This is a genomic window from Blastococcus sp. SYSU DS0510 (genome assembly GCF_054050835.1).
In genome coordinates this window covers 111,756-134,852 of sequence record NZ_JBJHAC010000008.1, presented here as the reverse complement: position 1 = coordinate 134,852, position 23,097 = coordinate 111,756, and the positions used below count along the sequence as shown (strand labels likewise).

Genomic DNA, 23,097 nt, shown 5'->3' with positions numbered 1-23,097 from the left:
CGCGTCGGGCGGGGTGGTTCAGCGACGCCGCGATGCTCAGCGACGCCAGAGGTCGGTGATGGTCAGACCTCGCTTGGACAACTGCGTCCGCAGGACCGTCAGGGACAGCCCGACCACGGCCGCGGGGTCGCCCTCGACGCGGCGGACGAAGGGCGCCCCCAGCCCGTCGAGGGTGAAGGCCCCCGCCACGGCCAGCGGCTCGCCGGTGGCCAGATAGGCCTCCACCTCGGCCGGCGTGGGGTCGGCGAAGTAGACGACGGTCGAGGCGACCGCGATGTCCCGGCTCACCACGGCGCCGTCCCGCACGTCGAACAGCGCCTGGCCGGTGTGCAGGATGCCGGAACGCCCGGCCATCCGCCGCCAGCGGTCGCGGGCCTCGGCGGCGTCCGCCGGCTTGCCCTGGGGTTTGCCGCCGAACTCCAGGAGCGAGTCCGCGCCGATGACGAGGGCGTCGGTCTCCCGCTTGGCGACCGCCGCGGCCTTGGCGGACGCCAGGAGGGCGACCTGCTCGGCCACGCGCGGGGCCGAGTAGGCCGACTCGTCGACGTTGCTCACCACGACCTCGGGGGAGAGGCCGGCCTGCCGGAGCAGGGAGAGCCGGGCCGGCGACGCCGAGGCCAGCACCAGCCGGCGGTCCACGGTCACGCGAACCTCCCCGCGGCGCGCCAGCCGCCGTGCCCGGCGGGCTGCGGCCGGCGGTGCGCGTCGCCGTAGGACGCCCAGGCGCCGATCGGCGTCGGCCGGCGGCGGGTGCGCCGCTGCGACATCGCGGCCACGACGACGGTCAGCGCCGCCAGCTCCTCCGCCGTCGGCTCACCCTTCACCACCCGCAGCAGGGGTGCGGTTCCCTCACTCACAGCGGGATGTTCCCGTGCTTCTTGGGCGGGAGGGTCTGGCGCTTGTTGGCCAGCACGCGCAGCGCCTTGGTCACCTGGACGCGGGTGTGCGACGGCGGGATCACCGCGTCGACGTACCCGCGGTCGGCGGCGATGTAGGGGTTGGCGAGGGTGTCCTCGTACTCCGCGATCAGCTCGGCGCGCTTGGCGTCGGGGTCCTCGGCCGCGGCGAGCTCCTTGCGGTAGAGGATCCCGACCGCACCCTGCGCGCCGACGACAGCGATCTGCGCGGTCGGCCACGCCAGGTTCACGTCGGCGCCCAGGTGCTTGGAGCCCATGACGTCGTAGGCGCCGCCGTAGGCCTTGCGGGTGATCACCGTGACCTTCGGGACGGTCGCCTCGGCGTAGGCGTAGATCAGCTTCGCCCCGCGCCGGATGATGCCCTCCCACTCCTGCGACGTCCCCGGCAGGAAGCCCGGCACGTCGACGAAGGTGAGCACGGGGATGTTGAAGGCGTCGCAGGTGCGCACGAAGCGCGCGGCCTTCTCGCTGGCGTCGATGTCCAGCGTGCCGGCGAACTGGGTGGGCTGGTTGGCCACGATGCCGACCGGCCGGCCCTCGACCCGGCCGAAGCCGATGAGGATGTTGGGCGCGAACAGCGGCTGCACCTCGAGGAACTCGCCGTCGTCGAGCACGTGCTCGATGACAGTGTGCATGTCGTAGGGCGTGTTGGCCGAGTCCGGGATGAAGGTGTCGAGCTCGCGGTCCTCGTCGGTCAGCGCATCCGGCAGGACGGTCTCGACCGGCGCCATCTCGACCGCCGGGAGCGGGTCGAGGTTGTTGCTCGGCAGGTAGGACAGCAGCGCCTTGACGTAGTCGAGTGCGTCGGTCTCGTCCTCGGCGAGGTAGTGGGCGACGCCGGACTTGGTGTTGTGCGTGCGCGCCCCGCCCAGCTCCTCGAGCGAGACGTCCTCGCCGGTCACGGTCTTCACGACGTCGGGGCCGGTGATGAACATCTGGCTCGTCTTGTCCACCATGACGATGAAGTCGGTGAGCGCGGGGGAGTAGACGTGCCCGCCGGCCGCCGGCCCCATGACGAGCGAGATCTGCGGGATGACGCCGGAGGCGTGCACGTTCCGCCGGAAGATCTCGCCGTAGAGGCCGAGGGAGACCACACCCTCCTGGATCCGGGCGCCACCGCCCTCGTTGATGCCGATGACCGGGCAGCCGTTCTTGATGGCGAAGTCCTGCACCTTCACGATCTTCTCGCCGTAGACCTCGCCGAGGCTCCCGCCGAAGACCGTGACGTCCTGGGAGAAGATCGCCACCGGCCGGCCGTCGACGGTGCCGTAGCCGGTCACCACGCCGTCGCCGAAGGGCCGCTTCTCGGCCATCCCGAAGTTCGTCGACCGGTGCCGGGCGAACTCGTCGAACTCGGTGAACGAGCCCGGGTCCAGCAGCGCCTCGATCCGCTCGCGGGCGGTCATCTTCCCGGCCGCGTGCTGCTTCTCCACCGCGCGCTCGGAGCCCGCGTGGACGGCCTCCTGCACCCGGCGCTCGAAGTCGGCGAGCTTGCCCGCGGTCGTGTGGATGTCGACGTCGTCGGGGACGTGCTCCCCGGCGCTCTCCAGTTCGGCGGCACTCACGCGTCCTCGTTCTCCTCGCTGGCGCTCGTCGGCCGCCGTGGCGGCGCTGCTGTGCTCGGGGCGTGACCTCGGATGCCGGGCCACGAGATCCGTAGCGTAGGGGAGCGGCTCGTCCCCTTCCTTCCGGTGTCCTGCTGCCGGTGCGAGCGCCCACCGCGCCGCCGTCCCTGGCTACGGTCTCCTCGTGCCCGACACGTCCTCCTCCCGCTGGTCCGACCTCGACCGGCCCGCCCTCGACGCGCCCGCCCTGCAGGCCGCCCTCACGCGCGACAGCGCGCTGTGGCGCTCGGTCGAGGTCGTGGACGAGATCGGCAGCACGAACGCCGCGCTGTCCGCTGCCGCCGCCGACGGCGCCCCGGAGGGCACCGTCCTGGTGGCCGAGCACCAGGTCACCGGCCGCGGCCGGCTGGACCGGGTGTGGACGTCGCCGCCGCGCGCCGGGCTGACCGTCTCCTTCCTCCTGCGCCCCGACGTGCCCGCCGCCCGTCGGGGCTGGCTGCCCCTGCTCACCGGGGTGGCGCTGGCCGAGTCCGTGCGGGAGGTGGCGGGGGTGCTCTCGTCGGTGAAGTGGCCCAACGACCTGCTGGCCGGGGACGGGCGCAAGCTCGCCGGCATCCTCGCCGAGTCGGTCGGCGGGGCCGGGGGGTCCTCCGGCGTCGTCGTCGGGGTCGGGCTCAACGTCTCGACCACCTCCGCCGAGCTGCCGGCGACCGGGACGTCGCTGTCGGTCGTCACCGGCGGGACCGTCGACCGCGGGCCCGTCCTGCTGGCCTTCCTGCGCGCGGTCGAGCGGCGCTACCGCGGCTGGGTGGAGGCACTGGGCGACCCGGTGGTCTCCGGGCTCGCCCGCGACTACCTCTCCTGGTCGTCCACGGTCGGCAGCGCGGTCGAGGTGACGATGCCGGACGGGTCGGCGCTCCTCGGCACCGCGCGGGCGATCGACTGGGACGGCCGCCTGGTGCTGGACACCGCCGAGGGGCAGGTCGAGCTCGCCAGCGGCGACGTCCGGCACGTCCGCCGGGCCTGAACCCGCCCGGACGCGCCGAGGGGGCCGATCGCCCCGCGGGAGGCCGGTCCGGCGTCATCCTGGTGGGGTGCCGTACCCGGACAAGCTGCTCGCCGACGACGAAGAGGTCGTGCGCCACCTGCACCCGCACTGGCTGACCCTCGTCCGGCCGGTCCTCTTCTTCCTGCTCGTCGTCGGCAGCGCGTCCTTCGGCGCGGCGCTGGTGCCCCCGGGGCGGCAGCAGGGGATGTTCCGGCTGGCGATCGTCTGCGTCGCCGTCGTGCTCCTGCTGTTCCTCGTCGTCGTACCCCTGCTCCGCTGGCGGACGACGCACTACGTGGTCACCACCCACCGGTTGCTGTTCCGCGAGGGGATCCTGGCCCGCCGCGGCCGCGACCTGGGGCTGTCCCGCATCACCGACGTCTCCTACACCCAGACGCTGTGGGAACGGATCGTCAACTCCGGCTCGCTCACGATCGAGACCGCCGGAGACAGCGGCCCGACCGTGCTCCACCGGATCCCCGACAGCGACCGGGTGCAGCAGCTGCTCAACGTGATGGTCGAGGAGGACGCCGAGCGGCGGGCCCGGGAGTCCGCCGGCTACATCCGCGGGGACGAGGACTGGCCGCCGCAGGGCGGCTGGCGCTCCACCGAGGTGCTCTGAGCCGGGGACCCGATGTGACGGGGCCGTCACGGCGCGCCTCGGCGGTTCTGTCGGACCCCCTCCTTACCTTGCGCCCATGCGGCTGCTGCACACCTCCGACTGGCACATCGGCCGCACCCTCCACGGCACCGACCTGCTCGCCGAGCAGGAGGAGGTGCTGGGCGAGCTGGCCGCCGTCGTCGCCCGCGAGGAGGTCGACGTCGTCGTCGTCGCGGGTGACGTCTACGACCGGGCGGTGCCCTCGGCCGACGCCACGGCGGTGCTCGACCGGGTGGTCGGCCGGCTCCTGGGCACCGGCGCGCGGGTCGTGCTGACGCCCGGCAACCACGACTCGGCCCGGCGGCTGGGCACCTTCTCGGGGTTGCTGAGCGCCGCCGGCCTGCACGTGCGCGCGGCCACGGCGCGGCTGGACGAGCCGGTCCTCCTGGCCGACGAGCACGGCGAGGTGGCGGTCTACGGGATCCCGTTCCTGGAGCCGGAGGTGGCCCGGCACGAGCTCTGCGTCCCCGGTGCCCGCGGGCACGAGGCGGTCCTGCGGGAGGCGATGGACCGGGTGCGGGCCGACCTCTTCCTGCGGCCGGGGGTGCGTTCGGTGGTGCTGGCGCACGCCTTCGTCGGCGGCGGGGTGGCCAGCGACAGCGAGCGGGACATCTGCGTCGGCGGCGTCGACCTGGTGCCCGGTTCGGTCTTCGACGGGGTCGACTACGTGGCGCTCGGGCACCTGCACCGGCCGCAGACGCTCAGCCCGCGGATGCGCTACAGCGGCTCGCCGCTGGCCTACTCCTTCGGGGAGGCCGGGCAGCAGAAGCAGGCCTGGCTGGTCGAGCTGGACGCCGCCGGCCTGGCGGGGGTGCGTGCGGTGCCGCTGCCCACCCCGCGGCCGCTCAGCGTGCTCACGGGCACGCTCGAGGAGTTGCTCGCCGACCCGGCGCACGCGGCGGCGGAGGAGCACTTCGTCTCCGCCCGGCTCACCGATCCGGCCCGGCCCGCCGACCCCATGCGCCGGCTGCAGGCCCGGTTCCCGCACTGCGTGCACCTGGACTGGACCGGCGCCGGGGCCTCGGCCGGGGGTGGCAGCTACCGCGAACGGATGCGGGGGCGCAGTGCCCTGGAGATCGCCGGGGAGTTCGTCAGTGCGGTGCGCGGCGTCCCGGCCAGCGCCGCCGAGCGCGAGCTGCTCGCCCGCGCCCTCGGTGCCGCCGACCGCCAGGAGGCGGCCCGATGAGGCTGCACCGGCTGTCCCTCACGGCGTTCGGGCCCTTCGCCGGCACCGTCGAAGTGGACCTCGACGAGGTGGGCCGGGACGGGCTCTTCCTGCTGTGGGGGCCGACGGGCGCGGGCAAGACCACGCTGCTGGACGGGGTCGTCTTCGCGCTCTACGGGCGGGTCCCCGGCGCCCGCGGCGAGGAGAAGCGGTTGCGCAGCGACCACGCCGACGCCGCCACCCGGACCGAGGTGAGCTGCGAGCTCACTCTCGGCGACGAGCGGCTCCGGGTCGTGCGGCGGCCGGAGCAGCAGCGGCCGAAGAAGCGCGGTGAGGGCTGGGCGACCGAGCAGGCCAAGCTGGTGGTCTCCCGGCTCACCGACGGCGGGTGGGAGCCGGTCAGCACGCGCATCGACGAGGGCTCCGAGCACCTGCGCACGCGGCTGGGGCTCGACGTGCACCAGTTCTGCCAGGTCGTGCTGCTCCCGCAGGGTGACTTCGCGCGGTTCCTGCGGGCCGAGCCGGAGCACCGCACCGAGCTGCTCCGCACGCTGTTCGACGTCGACCGCTTCGCCCGGGCCGAGGAGTGGCTCGCCGACGAGCGGACGGCGGTCCGCGCGGCCACCGAGGACGCCCGGCACCAGCTGGGCACCCTGCTCGACCGCGTCGCCCAGGCCGCCGGCGTCGAGGTGCCCGAGGAGCTGGCCCCCGAGTCGGTGGGCGCGGGGACGGGGGGTGGCGTGCTGCGCTGGGTGGCAGAGGTCCGCGCGACCGCGGCGGCGCGGCTCGCGTCGGCCACGGCGCGGGCCGACGCGGCCGCCGCGGAGGTGGCCGGCGCCGACGCCGAGCTGACCGAGGCCCGCGCGCTGGCCGCACGGCACACCCGGCGCGACCAGGCCTCGGCGGAGCTCGCGGATCTCGAGCAGCGCGCGCGGACGCTCGCGCCCCTGCGGGCCGAGCGCGACGCCGCTCGCCGGGCCGAACCGCTGCGCGACGTGCTGGAGACCGCGTGCGCGGCCGGTCGGGCGGCCGAACGCGCCGCGGAATGCCTGACCGGCGCCGTCGCGGCGTGGCGGCCGGTCGCGGGGGGCCGTCCGGCCGATGGCGTGGTGGCGCGCGAGCTGCGGGACCGGGCCGCCGAGGCGCGGGCGCTCCTCCCGGAGGTGGAGCGCGCGCGTGCCCTGGAGCGCTCCGTCGCCGCGCTCGCCGGGCAGGTCCGCGAGCTGACCGAGCGGTGCCGCGCGGGGGAGCAGGCCGTCGCCGCCCTCCCGGCACTGCTCGCCGGGCAGGAGCAGGAGGTGGCCCGGGCCCGGGCGGCCGCCGCGGAGCTGCCGGGTCTGCGTGCGTCGCTGGAGTCAGCGGAGGCGGGCCTCGTCGCCGCACAAGCGGCGGCGGACCTGGACCGGGCCCTGCACGTGCTGCGCGACGACGCCGCCCGGGCGCGCGACGACCGGGCCGACGCCCGGGAGCGGTGGCTGGAGCTGCGCGCCCGGCGGCTCGACGGCATGGCCGCCGAGCTCGCCGCCGGCCTCGTCGACGGTGCCGACTGCCCGGTCTGCGGTGCCGTCGAGCACCCGCGCCCCGCGGCACCGGGTGCCGAGCGGGTCACGGCCGCCGACGAGGACGCCGCCCGGGCCCTCGCCGACGCCGCGGAGGCGGCGTTCACCGCGGCGACCGGCCGGCTGGAGGTGGCGGAGCGCGAGCTCGCCGGCCTGCGGGCCCGCGCCGGCGAGCTGCCGCCGGAGCAGCAGGCCGCACGCGTCCTGGAGCTGACCGCGGCCGTGCGCAGCGCGACCGGCCTGGCCGAGCGTCTCGCCCCGGCCGAGTCCCGGTTGCGTGAGCTGGTCGCCGAGCGGGAGGAGGCGGCGGCCCGCCTGGGCGCCGACCGCGAGGAGCTGCGCGCCCGGACCGCCGAGCACCACGCGCTGACCAGCGGCCTCGCGGAGCTGACCGGCCGGCTGGCCGCCGCCCGGGGCGACGACGCCGATCTGGCGGCCCGGGTCGCCCGGCTGTCGGCCGCCGCGGAGGCGTGCGAGTCGGTGGTCGCGGCCGAGGTCGAGGAGCTGCGCGCCCGAGCCGAGGCCCAGGCGGCGAGCCGGGCGGCGGAGGAGCGGGCCCGAGCCGCCGGGTTCGACGACGACCGGGCGGCGGAGTCGGCGCTGGCCGGTCCCGGCCGGCTGGCCGAGCTGGACCGGCAGCTCGACGGTCACGACCAGCGGGTGGCCGTCCTGCGCGCTCGGCTGACCGACCCGGAGCTCGCCGACCTCGCCCCGCGGCCCGACCTCGGCGCGCTGGAGAGCCGCTGCGCCGGCGGCACCCGCCGGCGGGAGGAGGCGGTGGCCGAGCTCGAGCAGGCGCGCCGCTGCACGAGCTCGCTCGAGGACCTGGTGGGACGGGTGAGCGCAGCCGAGCTCACGCTGGCCGAGCTGCGCGCCTGGAGCGACCAGGTCACGGCGCTGGCCGACCTGACGCACGGTCGGGGGGCCAACGCACGCCGCATGCGCCTGCAGTCGTTCGTGCTGGCCGCGCGGCTGGAACAGGTCGCCGAGGTGGCCAGCCGGCGGCTGCTGGACATGTCGGGCGGCCGCTACACGTTCCTGCACAGCGACGCGCAGGGCCGGCACGGCGCCCGCGGTGGCCTGGGCCTGGACGTCTTCGACGAGTACACCGGCGCCCGCCGGCCCACCAAGACGCTCTCGGGCGGGGAGAGCTTCATGGCTTCCCTGGCGCTGGCGCTGGGGCTCGCCGACGTGGTCACCGCGGAGACCGGCGGCGTCCGGATCGACACCCTGTTCGTGGACGAGGGGTTCGGCACTCTGGACGCGCAGGCGCTGGACGCCGTGATGACGGTGCTGGACGAGCTCCGCCGCGGCGGTCGCACGGTGGGGGTGATCAGCCACCTCGAGGAGCTGCGCACCCGCATCCCCACGCGGCTGGAGGTGATCGCCGGCCGCAACGGCTCGCGACTGGCCGGGTGACCCCGGTCCGCATCGACGGACTCGCTCGCGGCCGGGTGCCGGTCCCCACGGAGGAGTCCCCGATCAGACGGTGGCCTCCTCCCGGGCCGGCGCAGGCCGGCGAGGGGGCGGGACGAGGGCGGGCGCGGCGGTGACCGGAGCCGTCGCCGGCGGTGGGAGGTCGGCGCGGGGCCGGCTTCGCCGCCCGAGCGCGACGGCCGGCAGCTCGACCCACCGGTAGGTCAGCTCGCTGACCGCGAGGGTGACGACCACCCACAGCGCCGAGCTCAGCCAGGCGTCGGGCAGCGCGGGCACTGCGGCCAGCACCAGGCATTGCACCAGGTAGACCGAGTAGCTGGTGACGCCCAGCCGGCGCAGGGGGGCCGGCACCGCGCGCCGCCGGAGGGCGATGCCGGCGCAGAACAGGACGTACGCGCCGAGCCAGGCGGTGAGCATCGCCAGGAAGGCCGGAGCCTCCGGCGGCTGCGGCGTCACGACGACCGCCGCGTGCAGCAGGGCGACCCCCGATGCGAGGACGGCGGCCACGCACAGCACCAGGGAGCGCGCGGGCACCGCCCCGCTGTGCCAGCGGTGGAAGACCGTGCCGGTGAGCATGGTGGCCAGGCAGAACGCGCCGGTCGGCGGCGTCGCGCCCACGAGAGAGCCGGCGCCCAGGGCGAGCGCCAGGCACACCGCCGCGGCAGTCAGCGCGAGCGCGACGCTGTGCCGGTGGAGCCGGAGGGCGAACAGGATCGACACGCCCAGGTAGAACAGCATCTCGAAGGCCAGCGTCCAGTAGGACACCAGCGCGTTCGGGACGCCGACAAGCATCTGCACCATGGACAGGTTGGCCAGCCAGTCGCCCACCGACATGGGGGCTGCCGGCGTGGCGACGCCGGAGAAGGCCAGCCAGGCGGCGGCGCCCAGGCTGAGCCAGTAGAGGGGGAAGAGCCGGAAGAAGCGGCTGCGCCAGAAGGCGGCCAACCGGCGGCCGCGCCCGTCCGACACCGGGCCTCGCTCGAGGCTGGCCGGGATGATGAAGCCGCTGCACAGGAAGAACACCATGACGCCCATCTGGCCCAGCAGGACGCCGGAATGCGTCAGCTCCTGGAAGGCGGGGAACGCTCGCTCGCCCACGTGCTGGGCCAGGACGAGGCCGACCGCCACCCCGCGGAGGCCGTCGAGGAAGTCCAGCCGAGAACCCGGACGGGGCGTGCGCGCGCTACCGAGTGCGCACTGTGAAGGAGCCGTCACGCAGGGAGGCTAGAAGCTGCGGCGCTCCGTTCCCCTCCCGACGAGCGGGGAATGGGCTGCCCTTAGTCTCGGCAGTCACCATGGCCACTCCACTCGACTCGCGCACCGGCCTGCCCGTGGTGGCCGTGGTCGGCGGCGGTCAGCTCGCCCGGATGACCTCCCAGGCCGCCGTCGCGCTCGGTCAGTCCCTGCGCGTGCTGTCCGCCGGCCCGGACGAGTCGGCCGCGCTCGTCGCCGCCGACGTGCGACTCGGTGACCACCAGGACCTCGAGGCCCTCCGCGCGGTGGCCGACGGCGCCACGGTGGTCACCTTCGACCACGAGCACGTGCCGACGGAGCACCTCCGCACGCTGGTCGAGGAGGGCATCCGCGTCGCCCCGGGCCCGGATGCCCTGGTGCACGCGCAGGACAAGCTGGTGCTGCGCCGCGCGCTCGCGGATGCCGGGGAGCCGCAGCCGGCCTGGGCGGAGGTGCGGACGGCGGGCGACGTCGCCGCCTTCGCCGGGGCGCACGGCTGGCCCGTCGTGCTCAAGACCCCCCGCGGCGGCTACGACGGCAAGGGCGTGTTCGTCGTGGGGGACGCCGAGGCCGCCGCCGGGCTGCTGGAACGGCACGGCACCCTGCTGGCCGAGCAGCGGGTGGCCATGGTGCGGGAGCTCTCGGCCCAGGTCGCGCGGTCGCCGTTCGGCCAGGTGGCGGTGTGGCCGGTCGTGGAGACCGTGCAGCGCGACGGCGTCTGCGCCGAGGTCTACGCGCCCGCACCCGGGCTCCCCGACGACCTGGCCACCGCGGCCCAGGAGCTCGCCGTGCGCATCGCCGACCGGCTCGGCGTCGTCGGCATGCTCGCGGTCGAGCTGTTCGAGACCGCGGACGGGGTGCTGGTCAACGAGCTGGCGATGCGGCCGCACAACTCCGGCCACTGGACCATCGAGGGCGCGCGCACCAGCCAGTTCGAGCAGCACCTGCGCGCCGTCCTCGACTACCCGCTGGGCTCCACGGAGATGGTCGCCCCGGTCGTGGTGATGGCGAACGTGCTCGGCGGTGCGGCGGCGGAGGAGGGTTGGACCGGCCCGGCGCTCGACGAGCGGATCCACCACTTCATGGCGCACTGGCCCGACGTGAAGCTGCACTGGTACGGCAAGACGCAGCGCCCGGGCCGCAAGCTCGGCCACGTGACCGCCCTCGGCACGGAGCTCGCCGAGGTGCGCGCCCGGGCGGTGGCCGCGGCCCGGTACCTGGCCGACGGGGTCGTCGACCCGGCGTTCGCGTTCGAGCACGAGCACGAGCACTGAGGAGCAGGGCATGAGCGACCCGGTCGTCGGCATCGTCATGGGCAGCGACTCGGACTGGCCGGTGATGCAGCCGGCCGCCGAGGCGCTCGAGGAGTTCGGCGTCGCCTGGGAGGCGCACGTCCTCTCGGCGCACCGGACCCCCCGCCGGATGCTCGACTACGCCGAGGCCGCCGCCGGCCGCGGCCTGCGGGTGATCGTCGCCGGCGCCGGCGGGGCTGCCCACCTGCCCGGGATGGTCGCGGCGGCCACCCCGCTGCCGGTCATCGGCGTGCCCCGGCCGCTGGACCGGCTCGACGGGCTGGACAGCCTGCTCTCGATCGTGCAGATGCCTGCCGGCGTGCCGGTGGCCACCGTGGGCATCGGCGGCGGCCGGAACGCCGGGCTGCTCGCGGTGCGCATCCTCGCCGCCGGCGACGCGGCGCTGCGCAGCCGGGTCGAGCGGTTCCAGGCCGAGCTCGCCGAGAGCGTCGTCGCCCGGGACCTCACCCTCCAGGAGCGCCTCGCTACCCGCGGGTAGTCGGACGTCCTACGATCGTCGGCGTGGGTACGAACAGCGGGCTGTACGCGTTGACCGAGGAGCACGAGGCGATCCGGGCGGCGGTGCGCGACATCGCCGAGCGGGAGATCGCGCCCCACGCCGCCGAGGTGGACGCCGAGTCGCGGTACCCGATCGAGGCGCAGAAGGCGCTCACCGCGGCGGGCTTCCACGCCACCCACATCCCCGAGGCCTACGGCGGCGAGGGCGCCGACGCGATCGCGACGTGCATCGTCATCGAGGAGGTCGCCCGGGTCGACATGAGCGCCTCGCTGATCCCCGCGGTCAACAAGCTGGGCTCGATGCCGGTGATCCTGTCGGCGTCCGAGGACCTCAAGCAGAAGGTGCTCGCCCCCATCGCCGCCGGCGAGGCGATGATTAGCTACGGCCTGTCCGAGCGCGAGGCCGGCTCCGACGCCGCGGCCATGAAGACCCGCGCCCGCCTCGACGGCGACAGCTGGGTGCTCAACGGCACCAAGGCGTGGATCACCAACTCCGGCGTCTCGGAGTGGTACACGGTCATGGCCGTCACCGATCCCGAGAAGGGCGCCAACGGCATCTCCGCGTTCGCCGTCCACCGGGACGACCCGGGCTTCGCCGTGGGTCCCAAGGAGCGCAAGATGGGCATCAAGGGCTCGCCCACCTGCGAGCTCTACTTCACCGACTGCACCATCCCCGCCGACCGGATCATCGGGGCGCCGGGCACCGGCTTCAAGACCGCGCTGCGCACCCTCGACTTCACCCGGCCCACCATCGGCGCCCAGGCCGTCGGCGTCGCACAGGGGGCCCTGGACGCCTCGGTCGCCTACGTCAAGGAGCGGAAGCAGTTCGGCAAGGCCGTCGGCGAGTTCCAGGGCGTGCAGTTCATGCTCGCCGACATGGAGATGAGGATCCAGGCGGCCCGCCAGCTGGTCTACGTCGCCGCCGCCGCGGGGGAGCAGGGGCGTCCCGACGTCACCGGGCTCTCGGCCTCGGCCAAGGCGTTCGCCTCCGACGTCGCCATGCAGGTGACCACCGACGCCGTCCAGCTGTTCGGTGGCGCCGGCTACACCCAGGACTTCCCGGTCGAGCGCATGATGCGCGACGCCAAGATCACCCAGATCTACGAGGGCACCAACCAGGTGCAGCGCATGGTGATCGCCCGCAGCCTGCTCAGGTAGCCGAGCCCTGCGCCGGCGCACCTGCCGGGGGACGGCGGCTCAGTCCAGGAGCCGGGAGACCGCAGCCAGCCGCGCGTCGCCGGCCATGGCGCCGAGCCAGGTCGACCAGCCGGGTCGGCTGCGCATCGCCTCGAGCGCCTGGCGGGCTCCGTCCCGGTCCCCTCGTCGGGATGCGGCGAGAGCGGCGTAGAGGTCGCGGGCACCCTCCGGGGCGAAGAGCGCCAGGTACTCGTAGTCCCGCTCGTCGTACGCCCGCTGCAGGTTGCGCAGCATGCGCAGCTGGGCCACCGGATCGCCGGAGTCGTCGACGCGCAGGTCCGCGCGCAGACCGTCGTCGTCCTCCGTGGCCGGCTCCCCGGCGACGACGAGCAGCGCAGCCGACTGGCGGCCGCGAAGGTCGCCACCGGCCTCCTGACCGGCGAGCAGCGCCGCGAGCAGCCGGTCGGGCAGCGCGCCGGTGGCGCCGGTGAAGGCCTCGGCCATCACGGGCAGCACGCGGTCGGACGCGAGCATGTTCCCCTGGACGCTCCAGCCGTCACCGAGGAGGTGTCCACCGGCGGGGAAGGACCCCGGTCCGGTGTCGGCCGCCACCTGCCCGGTGGCGTCCATGACGGCGAGCTGGCGGTCCCCGTCCTCGGCCGAGTGCGCGGCCCGGCGGACCAGGTCCGCGGGCTCGCTGCCCGCAGCCAGCCCCTCGAGGACGGCGTACCCGGTCCCGCGCGGGCTGCGCGCCTGCACGGCGACGACGCCCACGCCCGGTCGGGCGCCGGGCACCGCGCGGCCGACGGCGAGGATGCAGGACGAGACGGCGACCCCGAGCTCCCCGGTGCCCGGGTCGCGCGCCAGGATCGAGAAGGTCACCGTCGGCGCCCCCTGCTGCGGGGCGGGTTCGTCGCTGCGGTCACGGTCCTCCGGCCTCCGTGGCGGCGGGGTGCGGGCCGCGGCCGGTCAGGCTTCCCGGCCCAGCTCGCGGACCCCGTCGATCCGGTGCCCGAGGGTAGCCGTGACACGCTCGGTGGCGGCGCGGTGCTCGAGGCGCGAGACGTCCGCCGAGCCGACGAGGACCACCGACGCGCCGGTGGCCAGTGGTGCGAGCAGCCAGGCCACCGGGCCGGCCTCGGCGGCGACGGAGGCGTCCACCATCAGGCGGTCGCCGGCCACGATGCCGAGCCGCTCCGCCAGTTCGCCGGCCGCCTGCACGAGGCCGGCGAGGGAGAGCTGCAGGCCGCCGAGGGCGAGGCCCGGACCGTCCGGCCGGGGCGGTGCCCACGGGTGGAACACGTCACCGTGGACCCGCACCTCGAGCGCGAAGTCCCGCGCCGGGCCGGTGTACCCGGTCATGCCCATGCCCAGGGGGTGCAGGGACAGGCCGAGCAGCTCCGCGACCCCCTGCTCCTCGAGGGGCTGCAGACGGTCCTGCGCTGCGAGCACGACGTCGACGTCGTCGAGCCGTCCGTCGTCCTCCGGGGCGGTGTCGACCACCGTGGCCCCGCAGCTCCACACGGCGAGGAGCACGGCCGCGGTCTGCCAGTGCACCGGGAGCGCCAGGGCGACCCGGCTGCCGGGGCCGACGTCGAACTCCTCCTGCAGGAGGTTCGCCGTCTTGGCCACCCAGTTCGCCAGCGTCGCCGTCGAGAGCTCGACCCGCTCCCCGGTGGCGTCGTCGTAGTACGTGAGCAGGGGGGTGGCGGGGGAGCGGTCCAGCGCCCCGGCCAGGAGGTCCGCGGGGGTGAGGGGGGCGGGCATCAGTTGATGCAGGCGGTGTCCGCCGCGGTGCGGGCGTCCTGGCCCTCCACCGGTGCGGTCGGTGCCTGCGGGGTGACGGCCTGACCCACGCCGTTGAAGTCGCTGCCCAGCACGAGCTGCACGCTACCGGTGGCGGCGTCGTCGCTCTCCTCGGCGACCGCGCCGGGGATGGCGGCGGCCACGGTCAGGGCGAGCGCTTCGTCGCCGGCGGCGTGGCGGACGACCGTCTGCTCGTAGTCGCTGGAATCGGCGTTGCCGGTCGTCCCGACGGAGAACCCGCCCGCCGTCAGCGACTCGGCCGCCTCACCGGCCAGACCGGAGATGCCCGAGCCGTTGTAGACGTCCACGGTCACCGTGGCGGGGTCGACGGTGCGCGGCGCCTCGGTCGTCGCCGGGGCCTCCTCCTCCGGCTCGGCCGAGAGGTCGGCGAAGAAGTCGTGGAGCGCGTCCTCGTCCTCGAGCCGCACGATGGACCGGTCCTGGTCGTCGCGGTCGGTCCCGAGGTTGGGCACCGTCTGGAAGTCGACGCCGCCGGCGGTCACCGACTGCATCTGGCCGGCCAGCTCGAAGAGGTCCAGCGACTGGTCGACGGTGAGGGAGTCGGCGGCCGCCTGGACCAGCTCGCGCTGCTTGCCGAGGTCCAGCAGGACGTTGTCGGACAGGATCTTGCGGATCATCCCGGCGATGAACACCTGCTGCCGCACGATCCGGTCGAAGTCACCGCGGAGCAGCCCGTGCCGCTGGCGCACGAAGGCCAGGGCCTGCTCGCCGCTGATCGTCTGCACGCCCGCGGGGAGGTTGACGCCCGAGTAGCCGTCCTTGGCGGGCTCGCAGAGGTTGACCTCGACGCCGCCCACGACGGTGGACAGGTTGAAGAAGCCGAGCAGGTCCACCTCGGCGTAGTGGTCGATCTGCAGACCCGTGAGCTGGCTGATGGTGCGGATGAGCAGCTGCGCGCCCGCCGCCTGCTTTTCGGTCTCCGTGGCGTTCTCCGACGCCTCCTGGGTGTAGCCGTAGGCGTAGGCGGCGTTCAGCTTGTCCCAGCCGTAGCCGGGGATCCGGACGTAGGAGTCGCGGGGGAAGGAGACGAACGACGCGCGGGAGCCGTCGGCGGGGACGTGGGCCAAGATCATCGTGTCGGTGTTGATCCCGTTGCTCGCCTCGGTGTTGAGCGCCTCGAGCTCGTCCTCCGTCGCGCTGGCGCGGCTGTCGTTGCCCACCAGCAGCAGGTTCATGGCCTCACCGGCGCGCCCGAGCCCCTCGTTGCCGCTGGTCGGGATCGCGTCGGTGCGCGTGACGCTGGCATCGGCGACCCGTCCGAGGTACCAGCCCCAGCCCCCGGTCCCGAGCAGCACCAGCGACAGCACCGCGGCGATGGCGCGCACGGCCGTCACGGCGCGAGCGGAGCCGCGACCGGAACCCGCCGCGCCGTCCCGTGAGCGGCGCCGGGTCGAGCCATCGGGGGAGCGACGCGGCCGGCCGGCCCGGGGGTCCAGTCGGGCGGGCAGTGGGCTCGAGGCGCCGTCGGGGCGCTCTGCGGAGCGGGTCACGGGTGGTCCTCACGTCGGGCCGGACTCGGGGCAGGTTCGGGCGTCTCGCCCGTCAGGCTGGACGTGCCGGGACGATACGTCGCACCGGGTGGCCTCGAGGGGAGAGACCGGGTGTTGCCGGCGACTCCGGCACCTCTTCGGTGCCGTCCGTCACGCAGGGCACAACAGGCCCCATCCGTCGCGTGGTGCGGCTCCGGCAGCCGCCCCTCCGGGGTCGACCCGACCGACGGCACGGTGACCCGGCGCCCCGCTGGCACCCATCGAGGCGCTTCGCGTCTCCCGCATCCGGCGACGCCCGACCGTGCGTGTCGATCACGATCTGTCACCTTTTAGTCACTTAGGCTCGTGTCGAGGTCGCGCCGAGCTCAAGTCCGTGTCGCGGTCGACCGATGAGTGGAGTGGGGCTCCTTCCCCGCCAGCTGCCGCCCCGCTGACACCCAACCGGAGGTCGACCGTGCGTCGCGTCATCGCGGGAACCACCGCATTCGTGGCCCTGACCGGCACCCTCCTCGTGCTGCCTGTCTACGCCTCGCCGTTGCCCGAGGCGGAGCCCGTCGAGACGAGCATCGACACCGTCGAGCTCGGCTCCGCCGACGCGCCCACGTCCGTGGCCGACGTGGCACAGGCCGAGGACATCGTGCCCGAACTGGTCGGAGAGGTCGCCGGCGACGCCGGGCCCGGAGCTCAGCCGGTGGCTGCAGAGGACCCGGTCCTGACGTTCGCGCGCTCACGGGGGGAGGAGTTCTCCGCCGTCGGAGTCACCTGGCGTGTCGACGAGGAGGCCAGCGACGTGACGGTGCGGCTCCGCTCGCGCGCCGTCGGTGGCGGATGGGGGGAGTGGGCCGAGCTCCAGGCCGATGACGTCGAGCAGTCCCCGTCCGCGGAGACCGCCGACGTGCGGGCGGGAACCGCGCCGTACTGGACCGGCCCGAGCAGCGGCGTCGAGGTGCAGGTGACCGCGGCCGGCGGCGAGCAGCCGCGAGACGTGCAGGTCGAGCTGATCGACCCGGGCACGAGCGAGGCCGATACCGCGCTCGGCGCTTCCGACGCGGTCGGCCAGGCGCACGCGGCGTCGGCGATGCCGGTGGTGCACAGCCGTGCGCAGTGGGGAGCGGACGAGTCGATCCGGTTCTGGGACCCCGAGTACGCGCCCACCATCAAGGCCGCCACGCTGCACCACACGGCCGACGCGAACGGCTACACCGCCGATCAGGTGCCGGCGATCATGCGGTCGATCTACGCCTACCACACGAAGAGCCGGGGCTGGGGGGACATCGGCTACAACGTGATCGTCGACCGGTTCGGCCGGATCTTCGAAGGCCGTCACGGCGGGCTGTCCAGCACCGTCGTCGGCGCGCACGCCGGTGGCTTCAACACCGGGACCTTCGGGGTCTCGATGCTGGGGGACTACTCGAAGGTCGACACGCCGCAGGCCATGCTCGACAGCGTCGCCGCGATCATCGCCTGGAAGCTGGATCTGTACGGGGTGGACCCCAAGGGCACGACCCAGCTGACGTCCGGCGGTGGCACGTCGCGCTTCCCGGCGGGGCAGGTCGTCACCGTGCCGACCGTCTTCGCGCACCGAGACGTCACCAACACCGCCTGCCCGGGGCAGTACGCGTACAACCGCATGGGCCAGCTCCGGGACATGGTGGGAGGGCGCATCGGCCGGTCCCCCGGCGGGAGTCCGCTCGGCGGCCTGGAGTCCCTGCAGCTCGACGGCGCGGTGCTGTCGTTCTCCGGCTGGACCTTCGATCCCGACTTCCCGACGGGGAGCATCGCCGTGGGCATCGAGGTGGGCGGCCGTCGTGTGGTCACCGCCACGGCCGACCGGTTCCGACCGGACGTCGCGGCGGTGCACCCGCAGGCCGGCCCAGGCCACGGCTTCGCCGGTTCCCTCTCCCTCACACGGGGCCGGCACCAGGTGTGCGTGGTGCTGCTCAACGCCCCGCCTTCCGGTGCCGACGTCTGGACGCGGTGCCAGTACGTCACCGTCGCGACCGACCCGGCGCCGGGGAAGGACCCGGTCGGCAACCTGGAGGCGGCCACGATCTCAGGGCGCACCGTGTCGCTCCGCGGGTGGGCTGTGGACCCGGATGCGCTTACCGCGGCCCTCAGCGTGCACGTGTACGTCAACGGCAGCGCAGTGGGGGCGGTGACCGCAGGGCTGGACCGACCCGATGTCGCCGCGGCGATACGGGACGCAGGACCGGCGCACGGGTTCCAGGCGTCGTTCGAGAGCCCGGGCCCGGGCAGGCACAAGGTCTGCGTCTACGCCATCAACCAGAACGCCGGGACCACCAACCCCGAACTCGGTTGCCGGACGGTGGACGCCCCGGCCGGACCGTGGGCTCCACGCGGCAGCCTGGACACCGCCAGCGCCAGTGGGCGCACGGTGACCGTCACGGGATGGGCCCTGGACGACGACACGCCGCAGGAGGCCTCCGTGATCCACCTGCACGTCGACGGCGTCCCTGCGAAGGCTCTCCGTGCGGACGGTCGCCGGGACGACGTGGCGGCCGCGTTCCCGGCGGCGGGCAGCCGGCACGGCTACGTGGCGACCCTGGATCTGGCACCGGGCGCGCGGTCCGTGTGCGCATACGCACTGAACACCGGCTACGGGACCGTGAACACGCAGCTGGGGTGCCGTTCGGTGTCCGTTGCCGCATCCGCGTGGAACCCCGTCGGCAGCCTCGACGGCGTCGACGCCGGCACCCACGGCGTGGCCGTCCACGGCTGGGCCTGGGATCCCGACCGGGGGGCCGGTGCGACGTCGGTGCACGTCTACGTCGACGGTCGCTGGGGGGCGGCCATCACGGCGGCGGAGACCCGAGCGGATGTGGCAGCGGCCGTGCCCGCCGCCGGCCCGGCCCACGGTTACGCGATCACGCTGCCGCTGGGCAGCGGGCAGCACCAGGTCTGCGCCTACGCCATCAACACCGGGCACGGCTCGACGAACCCGCTCCTCGGCTGCCGCACGGTCCAGGTCTGACCCGCACCGCGACATCCGGATCCCCGGCTCTGGTCCTCATGAAAGGCACGGCCATGTCTCGATCTGCGCACCGCCGCCGGAGGGCAGGGGGTGCCGCCTTCGTCCTCCTGCTCCTCGCGGCGATCGTGACGTGGTGGTGGTGGAGCGGGCATGGTGGCTCTGACCCGGCTCCGGTCGCCGACCCGGGGACAGCCGCCGGGGGGGCCGCGGCCGGGGGTCCGACCCGGACGACCGCCCCCGCCGGTGTCGACCCCGAGCCCACCTCCGCACCGGCGCCGGTTCCCGCGGAGACGTCGACGGTGCGCGCTGCCACGCCGGTGGATCCCGTCGTCACCTTCGCGGCCTGGGTGGAGGACACCGGGGCGGTCGAGGTCAACGGCTACGTCGCGGGAGTCATCGAGTCGCACGGCAGCTGCGTGCTGACGCTGTCACGTGGATCCCAGAGCCTCAGCGTCGAGAACATGGCTGCTCCGGATGCGACGACCACCACGTGCGGGCTCCTGCAGGTCCCAGGTGCCGACCTGGCGGCCGGCACCTGGGAGGCGGTCCTGTCCTACCGGTCGGACACGTCGACGGGTGTCTCCCCGGCCGTGGACGTGGAGGTCCCGGCCAGATGAAGCGGCTCCTGACCCGGTTGGCCCTGGGGATCACGGTGATGGCCACTGCCGCCGGTCTGCTCGTCGCCGGCGGCTCGTCCCCCGACCGGGTCGACCTCGATGTCACCGCGGACCTGGGGCAGTTCAACCCCGGCAACATCATCAGCGACTCGGTGTTCTTCGACGGAGCCGGGATGAGCCCCGACGACGTCCGGAAGTTCATCGAGCTCAAGGGCATGAACTGCCGTGCGGGATCCGACGGGACGCCGTGCCTCAAGGACTACCGCCAGGACACCACCGCCCGATCCGCGGATCAGTACTGCTCCGGCTATGCGGCCGGATCCCAGGAGAGCGCGGCCACCATCATCAGCAAGGCAGCCCGGGCGTGCAACGTCAGTCCCCGGGTGCTCCTCGTGATGCTGCAGAAGGAACAGTCGCTGGTGACCAACACCGGGTCGTCGCTGTACGAGCGGCGCTACCGGGAGGCCATGGGTTACGCATGTCCTGACACGGCCCCCTGCGACCCGGCGTACAACGGGTTCCAGAACCAGGTGTACAGCGCGGCACGGCGGTTCCAGGTCTACAAGGCTCATCCCACGTCGTACGGGTACCGGGCCGGTCGCACCAACACCGTGCTGTACCACCCGAACCGCGACTGCGGATCCAGCCAGGTCTACATCCACAACCAGGCCACCGCGGGCCTGTACATCTACACGCCTTACCAGCCCAACGCCGCTGCCCTCGCCGCCGGATACGGTTCCGGGGACGCCTGCTCGGCGTACGGCAACCGCAACTTCTGGCTGTACTTCACGGACTGGTTCACGTCCACCCAGGCGCCGGGGGAGTCGGCCTGGCAGCCGCTGGGTGCGCTCGACTCGGTGACCGCCCGCACCGGGAACCAGGTGGACATCCGGGGGTGGGCGGTCGACCCGGACACCACGGCCCCGATCAGCGTCCACGTCTACGTCGACGGGCAGCTGCAGGGTTCGGTGACGGCCGATGCTCGCCGCGACGACGTGGCCGCCGCGCTGCCGGCGTGGGGAGGCGCGCACGGCTACGAACGGACGATCGGTGTCACGCAGGGCCTCCACGAGGTCTGCGTGTACGCCATCAACGTCGGCGCTTTCGCCCCGAACACCAAGCTCGGCTGCCGCACCGTGGACACCCGGGGGCTGCCGCTGGGGTCCATCGACGCCGCTGTGCTCCGCGAAGGGCAGGGGGAGCTGACCGGTTGGGCCCTGGACCCGGACAGCTCCTCGCCGACCGCGGTGCACGTCTACGTGAACGGCGCGTGGGCGACGCAGGCTCTCGCCGACCAGCCGCGCCCGGACGTGGCAGAGGCCTACCCGGCCGCGGGGACGGCGCGTGGTTTCCGCATACCCGTACCGCTGCAGCCTGGCCGGAACGAGGTGTGCCTCTTCGCGATCAACGCGCCGTCGGGCGGGCGCAACCCGCAACTGGGGTGCTGGACCACGACGTTGGAGGTGCGACCCGCTGGCCGTGCCGACGTCTCGGGCGGACCACGGGCGATCAGCGTCTCGGGCTGGGCACTGGATCCCGAGACGGCCGGCCCCGTCGACGTCCACGTCTACGTCGACGGGCACTGGGCCGCCGCGCTGCGCGCCGACCAGCATCACGACGGCATCCCTGCCGAGTTCGCGGACCTGGGCAGGCGGCACGGCTTCTCGGGCGACGTCGCCGTCGCCCCCGGTGAGCACGAGGTCTGCACCTATGCCATCAACGTGCGCCAGGGAACCGAGAACCCGCAGCTCGGCTGCTCCACCGCGCTCGTCGGTGTCCCCCCCATCGGGAACCTCGAGGTGGCGTCCGCCGAGGGGGCGACCGTCGCCCTCCGAGGGTGGGCGCTGGACCCGGACACCTCGGCTCCGATCGACGTCCACCTCTACGTCGACGGCCGGATGGTCTCGCACGTCACGGCGGATGCGCCGCGCCCGGACGTCGAGGCCGCGCACCCGGGCACGGGGTCGGCGCACGGGTTCGCCACCACGGTTGTGCTCGCGCCCGGCCGCCACGAGGCCTGCGCGTACGCGATCAACGTCCTCGGTGGCAGCGCACCCAACACCCGGCTGGGTTGTCTCACGGTCACCGTGGCGCCCAGCGTCGAGCCGCGGGGCGCGGTGGACGCGGTGACCGCAGAAGCGGGGCACCTGGTCGTGCGGGGCTGGGCGTACGACCCCGACCTCCCCGCGCGCTCCATCGACGTCCACTTCTACCTGGACGGCCGGTACGCCGGGCGGCTGACCGCGGACCAGTCCCGGCCGGACGTCGCAGCGGCGATCAGCGGGGCCGGGGAGGCCCACGGGTACACCGCCTACCTCGGCCCGCTGTCGGGCCGGCGGACCGTGTGCGCCTACGCCATCGACACGGCCGGTGCGGTCAACCCGCTGCTGGGTTGCGCGACCCTGACGGTCACCGGCTGACCGCCCTCCGATACGCCTCCAGGGTGGCCGCCGCCGTGGCGTGCCAGTCGAACCGTCGGGCGCGCTCGCGGCGCTGCTCGCGCGCGCCCGACGGTTCCGGCTCCGTCGCGGCACGGAGCAGGGCGTCGGTCAGGGGCGCCTCGCGCCCTTCCGGGACGAGCGTCGCGACGGCGGGATCGTGTCCCACCACCTCCCGGATGACCGGCAGGTCGGACGCGACGACCGGAGTGCCGCAGGCCAGGGCTTCGAGCGGAGGGAGCCCGAAACCTTCGTACGCGGTCGGGTAGACCAGGGCGGTGGCGCCGGCGACGGCCGAACGCACGTCGGCGTCCGGGAGGTAGCCGGTGAGGCGGATCCTGGACGGTGGGATCCCCTCCAGGTCCAGCTGCGGCCCCCAGCCCTCCGGCCCGACGAGGACGAGCCCGGGTGCATCCGGGAGGGTGGCCAGCAGGGCACGGTAGGCGGACAGCAGGAGCGGCAGGTTCTTGCGCGGCTCGAGGTTGCCCACGAAGAGGAAGTAGCGCGACGGCAGGTCCAGCCGCCGGCGCATGACGTCGTCCGGCGCTTCCGCGGTGAACCACTCGGCGTCGACCCCGAGATGCGTGACGGCCAGCCGGTCCTCCGCGACGCCGTAGGTCTCGGCCAGCTCCTCGGCCACCGACCGGCTCGGGGTCAGCACCATCCGCGCCCGCCGCAGGCCGAGGGGCACCAGGTCGCGGTAGGCGCGCGCGGCCGGGGTGACCGTGTCCCGCCGGTGGAGGAAGGAGAGGTCGTGCACCGTGACGACGCCCGCGGCACGGCCGGTGGGCGGGAGCACGAAGTTGGTGGCGTGGAAGACGTCGGCGGGGCCGGTGAGCCGGGTCACCGCCGGCCACTCCGACCGTGCCCAGAGCCGGTGCAGCAGGCGGGCCGGGGCGGGCGGCCCGACAGCCGTGGCCCCGGGCGGGAGCTGGGCAGGCAGCGCACGGCGACCGCGCGCGGTGAACGCGACGCAGGCGACCGCGAGGTCGTCATGGCCGACGGCCAGCTCCCGGGCCAGGGAGGCGACGTACCGGCCGACCCCCGTCCGAGGGCCCAGGAGCGGGGTCGCATCGAGAACTACACGCACGTCAGCATCTCCCGGCACAGCCGTTCCATCCGGACGGCCGCCCCCTGGGGGGCCAGGTAGGTTGGGGGCTCCGGTGCCCCTGCCCGTCGCGCGGGGAGTTCCCGGATGAA

18 protein-coding genes are annotated in these 23,097 nt (G+C 74.4%); 10 read left to right on the top strand and 8 right to left on the bottom strand.

Translation table 11 applies throughout. From position 1 onward, the window contains the following. Positions 1 to 36 precede the first annotated feature (36 nt). Genes ACI79P_RS08920 through ACI79P_RS08910 form a run of 3 tightly spaced genes read right to left on the bottom strand, consistent with a single transcriptional unit; the run spans position 37 to position 2,482 of the window. Positions 37 to 645, bottom strand: coding sequence for a Maf family protein (locus tag ACI79P_RS08920; protein ID WP_456580682.1), 609 nt, complete (start codon positions 643 to 645; stop codon positions 37 to 39). Continuing rightward, on the bottom strand, positions 642 to 857 hold the full coding sequence (locus tag ACI79P_RS08915; protein ID WP_456580681.1) for an acyl-CoA carboxylase subunit epsilon: 216 nt from the start codon (positions 855 to 857) through the stop codon (positions 642 to 644). Before ACI79P_RS08915 ends, ACI79P_RS08920 begins: the two co-directional genes overlap by 4 nt. Then, entirely contained in the window at positions 854 to 2,482 is a 1,629-nt protein-coding gene (locus ACI79P_RS08910) for an acyl-CoA carboxylase subunit beta (protein WP_456580680.1), read from the bottom strand. Before ACI79P_RS08910 ends, ACI79P_RS08915 begins: the two co-directional genes overlap by 4 nt. A gap of 184 nt (positions 2,483 to 2,666) precedes the next feature. Here ACI79P_RS08910 and ACI79P_RS08905 point away from each other — a divergent pair, with 184 nt between their 5' ends. The 4 genes from ACI79P_RS08905 to ACI79P_RS08890 all read left to right on the top strand — a co-directional run bounded on the left by ACI79P_RS08905 (position 2,667) and on the right by ACI79P_RS08890 (position 8,334). Continuing rightward, positions 2,667 to 3,509 (top strand): biotin--[acetyl-CoA-carboxylase] ligase, encoded by an 843-nt coding sequence (locus ACI79P_RS08905; RefSeq protein ID WP_456580679.1) that lies wholly within the window; start codon positions 2,667 to 2,669, stop codon positions 3,507 to 3,509. 67 nt (positions 3,510 to 3,576) lie between these two features. Beyond that, on the top strand, positions 3,577 to 4,152 hold the full coding sequence (locus ACI79P_RS08900; RefSeq protein ID WP_456580678.1) for a PH domain-containing protein: 576 nt from the start codon (positions 3,577 to 3,579) through the stop codon (positions 4,150 to 4,152). A gap of 76 nt (positions 4,153 to 4,228) precedes the next feature. Next, positions 4,229 to 5,377, top strand: a complete 1,149-nt coding sequence (locus ACI79P_RS08895) for an exonuclease SbcCD subunit D (RefSeq protein WP_456580677.1) — start codon at positions 4,229 to 4,231, stop codon at positions 5,375 to 5,377. After that, a complete protein-coding gene (locus tag ACI79P_RS08890) occupies positions 5,374 to 8,334 on the top strand; it encodes an AAA family ATPase (RefSeq protein ID WP_456580676.1) in 2,961 nt (986 codons plus the stop codon). Before ACI79P_RS08895 ends, ACI79P_RS08890 begins: the two co-directional genes overlap by 4 nt. A gap of 63 nt (positions 8,335 to 8,397) precedes the next feature. Here the strand turns inward: ACI79P_RS08890 and ACI79P_RS08885 are convergent, their stop codons facing one another. Next, entirely contained in the window at positions 8,398 to 9,567 is a 1,170-nt protein-coding gene (locus ACI79P_RS08885; protein ID WP_456580675.1) for an acyltransferase family protein, read from the bottom strand. An 80-nt stretch (positions 9,568 to 9,647) separates the two neighbouring features. Between ACI79P_RS08885 and ACI79P_RS08880 the strand changes: the two genes are divergently transcribed. The 3 genes from ACI79P_RS08880 to ACI79P_RS08870 are packed head-to-tail and all read left to right on the top strand — an operon-like array spanning position 9,648 to position 12,554. Next, the gene (locus ACI79P_RS08880; RefSeq protein ID WP_456580674.1) at positions 9,648 to 10,859 is read left to right on the top strand and encodes a 5-(carboxyamino)imidazole ribonucleotide synthase; all 1,212 of its coding nucleotides are present in this window, start codon (positions 9,648 to 9,650) and stop codon (positions 10,857 to 10,859) included. A gap of 10 nt (positions 10,860 to 10,869) precedes the next feature. Further along, positions 10,870 to 11,376: a 5-(carboxyamino)imidazole ribonucleotide mutase gene (gene purE / locus ACI79P_RS08875; RefSeq protein ID WP_456580673.1), complete on the top strand. Its 507-nt coding sequence runs from the start codon at positions 10,870 to 10,872 to the stop codon at positions 11,374 to 11,376. Between the two features lie 23 nt (positions 11,377 to 11,399). Continuing rightward, on the top strand, positions 11,400 to 12,554 hold the full coding sequence (locus ACI79P_RS08870; protein ID WP_456580672.1) for an acyl-CoA dehydrogenase family protein: 1,155 nt from the start codon (positions 11,400 to 11,402) through the stop codon (positions 12,552 to 12,554). 39 nt (positions 12,555 to 12,593) lie between these two features. Here ACI79P_RS08870 and ACI79P_RS08865 read toward each other — a convergent pair whose 3' ends face one another. The 3 genes from ACI79P_RS08865 to ACI79P_RS08855 all read right to left on the bottom strand — a co-directional run bounded on the left by ACI79P_RS08865 (position 12,594) and on the right by ACI79P_RS08855 (position 15,694). Beyond that, positions 12,594 to 13,415: a DUF1028 domain-containing protein gene (locus ACI79P_RS08865; protein WP_456580671.1), complete on the bottom strand. Its 822-nt coding sequence runs from the start codon at positions 13,413 to 13,415 to the stop codon at positions 12,594 to 12,596. An 87-nt stretch (positions 13,416 to 13,502) separates the two neighbouring features. Next, positions 13,503 to 14,300 carry a TIGR03089 family protein gene (locus ACI79P_RS08860; protein ID WP_456580670.1) on the bottom strand — a complete coding sequence of 266 codons (798 nt, stop codon included), beginning with the start codon at positions 14,298 to 14,300 and terminating at the stop codon, positions 13,503 to 13,505. Beyond that, positions 14,300 to 15,694 carry an LCP family protein gene (locus tag ACI79P_RS08855; protein WP_456580669.1) on the bottom strand — a complete coding sequence of 465 codons (1,395 nt, stop codon included), beginning with the start codon at positions 15,692 to 15,694 and terminating at the stop codon, positions 14,300 to 14,302. The genes ACI79P_RS08860 and ACI79P_RS08855 overlap by 1 nt, the downstream gene beginning before the upstream one ends. Positions 15,695 to 16,304: 610 nt before the next feature. Between ACI79P_RS08855 and ACI79P_RS08850 the strand changes: the two genes are divergently transcribed. The 3 genes from ACI79P_RS08850 (at position 16,305) to ACI79P_RS08840 (ending at position 21,879) form a co-directional block, all read left to right on the top strand. Beyond that, complete coding sequence (locus ACI79P_RS08850) at positions 16,305 to 18,842, top strand: N-acetylmuramoyl-L-alanine amidase (RefSeq protein ID WP_456580668.1); 2,538 nt, start codon at positions 16,305 to 16,307, stop codon at positions 18,840 to 18,842. Positions 18,843 to 19,141: 299 nt separating this feature from the next. Beyond that, positions 19,142 to 19,459 carry a hypothetical protein gene (locus tag ACI79P_RS08845; RefSeq protein WP_456580667.1) on the top strand — a complete coding sequence of 106 codons (318 nt, stop codon included), beginning with the start codon at positions 19,142 to 19,144 and terminating at the stop codon, positions 19,457 to 19,459. After that, a complete protein-coding gene (locus tag ACI79P_RS08840) occupies positions 19,456 to 21,879 on the top strand; it encodes a hypothetical protein (RefSeq protein WP_456580666.1) in 2,424 nt (807 codons plus the stop codon). The genes ACI79P_RS08845 and ACI79P_RS08840 overlap by 4 nt, the downstream gene beginning before the upstream one ends. Here the strand turns inward: ACI79P_RS08840 and ACI79P_RS08835 are convergent. Further along, the gene (locus ACI79P_RS08835; protein WP_456580665.1) at positions 21,869 to 22,987 is read right to left on the bottom strand and encodes a glycosyltransferase family 4 protein; all 1,119 of its coding nucleotides are present in this window, start codon (positions 22,985 to 22,987) and stop codon (positions 21,869 to 21,871) included. The two genes, ACI79P_RS08840 and ACI79P_RS08835, sit on opposite strands and share 11 nt — an antisense overlap. Between the last annotated feature and the right edge of the window lie 110 nt (positions 22,988 to 23,097).